Below are 3,023 nucleotides of genomic sequence, written 5' to 3' on the forward strand. Positions count from 1 at the left end.
CTATTAGGAAAATGGACTATATATAAGAAATCATCTTCAGAAAGTAAAGGCTCTCATGGAAGTAGTAGTAATTCAGTTGATGTTATAGCTCGAGATTTAATGGATCCAAACGAAATAAGATTATTGCCTAATAATAAAGAGATAGTATTTGTAAGAGGTGAAAGAGCATTAATGGATTTTAAGTGGTATCCATGGAAACATAAAATTAATTCATATGCAATGTCATATGGGACATTTGAGCCGAAAAAGTATATGGATTTGATTCGTAGACAACGGGAAGAATCAAATGATTATTACGAATTGATTATAGACAATAAACAGAAAATTGACTACTACTTATCACAAAAGGAATCAGGCAATGTGATTGAAACGACTGTAAATATATCAAGTTTTTTAAATTACAATTTTGATGAAGATAATGATAAATCATTGGAAGACAATATAAATGAATTGGTTGTATTATCTGATGAAGAAATCGAAAAAATAATATCAGAAGAAGAATTTCTTGAAAGCAAAAGAATAACCAGAGAAAAAAAGAAGTTATTTAATGAGATGGATTTAATAGGCTTATATGCATCAGATGTTTTAGATGAAAGAAGAAAAGAAATATTAAAATCGTTATATAAACTTGAATATACACCTGAACAAATTAAAGACATTATTTCGCTAGATAGAGATTTAGATGAAATAGAACAGCTATATGAAGCCTCGATAGTTTTAAAGGGCTAGATAAGGAGTTTATATGAGTACTAATAAAGCAAGAGAAGAAATTATTGATATGTTTAAAAATGCCTTGAAAGAAAATAAAATCCCATGGAGACAGGGGTGGATGATAGAACTTCCTGAAAATGCAGATACAAAAAAAGCATATAAAGGATTAAACAGAATGATATTAATGTTAGTATCTCAATCCAGAAATTATAAAGATAATAGATTTTGCACTTTTAAACAAGCTGAAAAAAATGGATGGAAAGTAAAAAAAGGGGAAAAAGGAATTCCTATAGAATTTTATTCTATTTATGATGTTAAGGAAAAGAAATTACTTAATTCTGATGAACTATGTAAATTTAAAGAAAAAGTAAGTAAGGGAGAGATGACACGTGAAGAATATGAAGAAAGAATAAAGCCAATAATTAGAGTTAGTCATGTCTTTAATGCTGAACAAATTGAAGGAATTCCGGTTAAAGAAATTATAAAACATAAGACATTTGAAGAAAAAAATGTTATAGAAATAAGAGATGCAATAATATCTGAAATGAAACCATTGGAATTTAGAACAGGTGGCAATAGTGCATTTTACAATCCTATCAATGATTATATTCAATTACCAGATATTTACAGTTTTAGAAGTCCAGAAGAATACCTGTCTACATTTTTGCATGAAACATCTCATGCAACAGGTCATGAATCAAGATTAAATAGAAATATAAAGAATACATTTGGAAGTGAAGATTATGCGAGAGAAGAATTAAGAGCAGAAATATCTTCAACTTTCATATATCAGGATATTGGAATAGAACCAAATGATGATATAGATGATAATCACAAGGCTTATATTCAAAGTTGGATAGAAGTTTTGGAAAAAGAACCTAATGAATTGATTAAGGCTATAAGAGAAAGTCAGGATATTGCTGATTATGTTGTTGAAAAATATAATAAAGGAATAGAATTAATAAAAAATAAAGAATTAGAATTTAAAGAAATAGATATCGAAAAGAAAATAGAAGAGTATAAAGAATTGGCCCAAAAAACAGAAAATGATTTAAAATTGGCGTATAAAAAAATGGATGAGTTAATTCCAAGAGAAAACATAAGAGTTATTTCAAAAACTAGATAGTTTTTTCTTTTAAGGTGCTATAATACTATAAAATTATATTTTAGGAGAATTATTATGCAGCAATCAAAGACAAAAAGACCATATAGACACCTTAATAAAGAAGATAGAATAAGAATTGAAACTTTATATAATAATGGACATTCTGGCAGAGAAATTTCTAAAATATTAGGATTTAATCAAAGTACGATATGTAGAGAATTAAAAAAAGGTATGTATGAACATACTAATTCGGATCTGACTACTACATATAAATATAGTTATAATAAAGCTCAGGAAATAACAGAAATAAATGTATCGAAAAGAGGACCAAAATATTTAAAAATTGATAAACAAAAGGAGTACGCAGAATTTATTGAAAAAGATATTGTTGAAAATAAGCATAGTCCTGAAGTCGCATTAGTTGAAGCAAAAAAAGCAGGATTTAAATTTCATATATCTGTAAGAACTTTATATAATTATATAGATATGGATTTGTTTACAGGAATATCTTTAAGCAATTTACCTGTAAAAAGAAAAAGAAACAAGAGATCTATTTCTGTTACAAAATATAAAACATTAAAGAAAGAAGCTCCGTTGATTACAGACAGACCTGAAGAAGTAGAAGATAGAAAAATTTTTGGTCACTGGGAGATGGATACTGTTAAAGGTAGAAAAGGTGTAACTAAAGGTTGTTTATTAGTTCTTACAGAAAGAAAAACTAGAAAAGAAATAATTAGGTTTTTAAAAAATCAAAAATCAGAATCGGTTGTAAAAGAGTTGAATGAAATAGAAAAAATATTTGGTGAAAAGTTTTCAGATATCTTTAAATCTATAACAGTCGATAATGGTTCAGAGTTTTCGGATTATGAAAATATGAAAAAATCAGCTATACATGAGGGGGATAGAGTTGAAATATATTACTGCCATCCGTATTCATCATGGGAAAGAGGCTCTAATGAAAATGGCAATAGGTTTATTAGGAGAATAATTCCTAAAGGAAAAGATTTTGATAAAATTACGAGTGATAAAGTAAATAAAATTGAATATTGGATGAATAATTATCCTAGAAGAATGTTTGGATTTAAAACCGCAGAAGAATTATACCAGAAAGAATTAAGAAAATTAGCATCATAGTAAAAATAATCAAAACGAATGACAGTTTTTAACCACTTTAAAAATATATGCAAAAAAACTTGCAATTATCAAT

General features: G+C 27.2%; 3 protein-coding genes. All 3 read left to right on the forward strand.

Going from position 1 to position 3,023, the window contains the following annotated elements; all coding sequences use genetic code 11:
* A partial coding sequence (locus B5D16_RS12155) for a type IV secretory system conjugative DNA transfer family protein (protein ID WP_159444389.1) occupies positions 1-729 on the forward strand: 729 nt, incomplete at its 5' end.
* Between the two features lie 13 nt (positions 730-742).
* Entirely contained in the window at positions 743-1,837 is a 1,095-nt protein-coding gene (locus B5D16_RS12160; protein WP_078767239.1) for an ArdC family protein, read from the forward strand.
* Positions 1,838-1,891: 54 nt separating this feature from the next.
* The gene (locus B5D16_RS12165) at positions 1,892-2,950 is read left to right on the forward strand and encodes an IS30 family transposase (RefSeq protein WP_078767240.1); all 1,059 of its coding nucleotides are present in this window, start codon (positions 1,892-1,894) and stop codon (positions 2,948-2,950) included.
* Positions 2,951-3,023: the final 73 nt, after the last annotated feature.

Source organism: Eubacterium uniforme (genome assembly GCF_900167115.1).
GTDB classification, from domain to species: Bacteria; Bacillota; Clostridia; order Lachnospirales; family Lachnospiraceae; genus Eubacterium_S; species Eubacterium_S uniforme.

Excerpts from the sequence above, each read along its gene's own strand:
- B5D16_RS12160 (WP_078767239.1), top strand. The coding sequence starts at position 743 with ATGAGTACTAATAAAGCAAGAGAAGAAATTATTGATATGTTTAAAAAT.
- B5D16_RS12165 (WP_078767240.1), top strand. The coding sequence starts at position 1,892 with ATGCAGCAATCAAAGACAAAAAGACCATATAGACACCTTAATAAAGAA.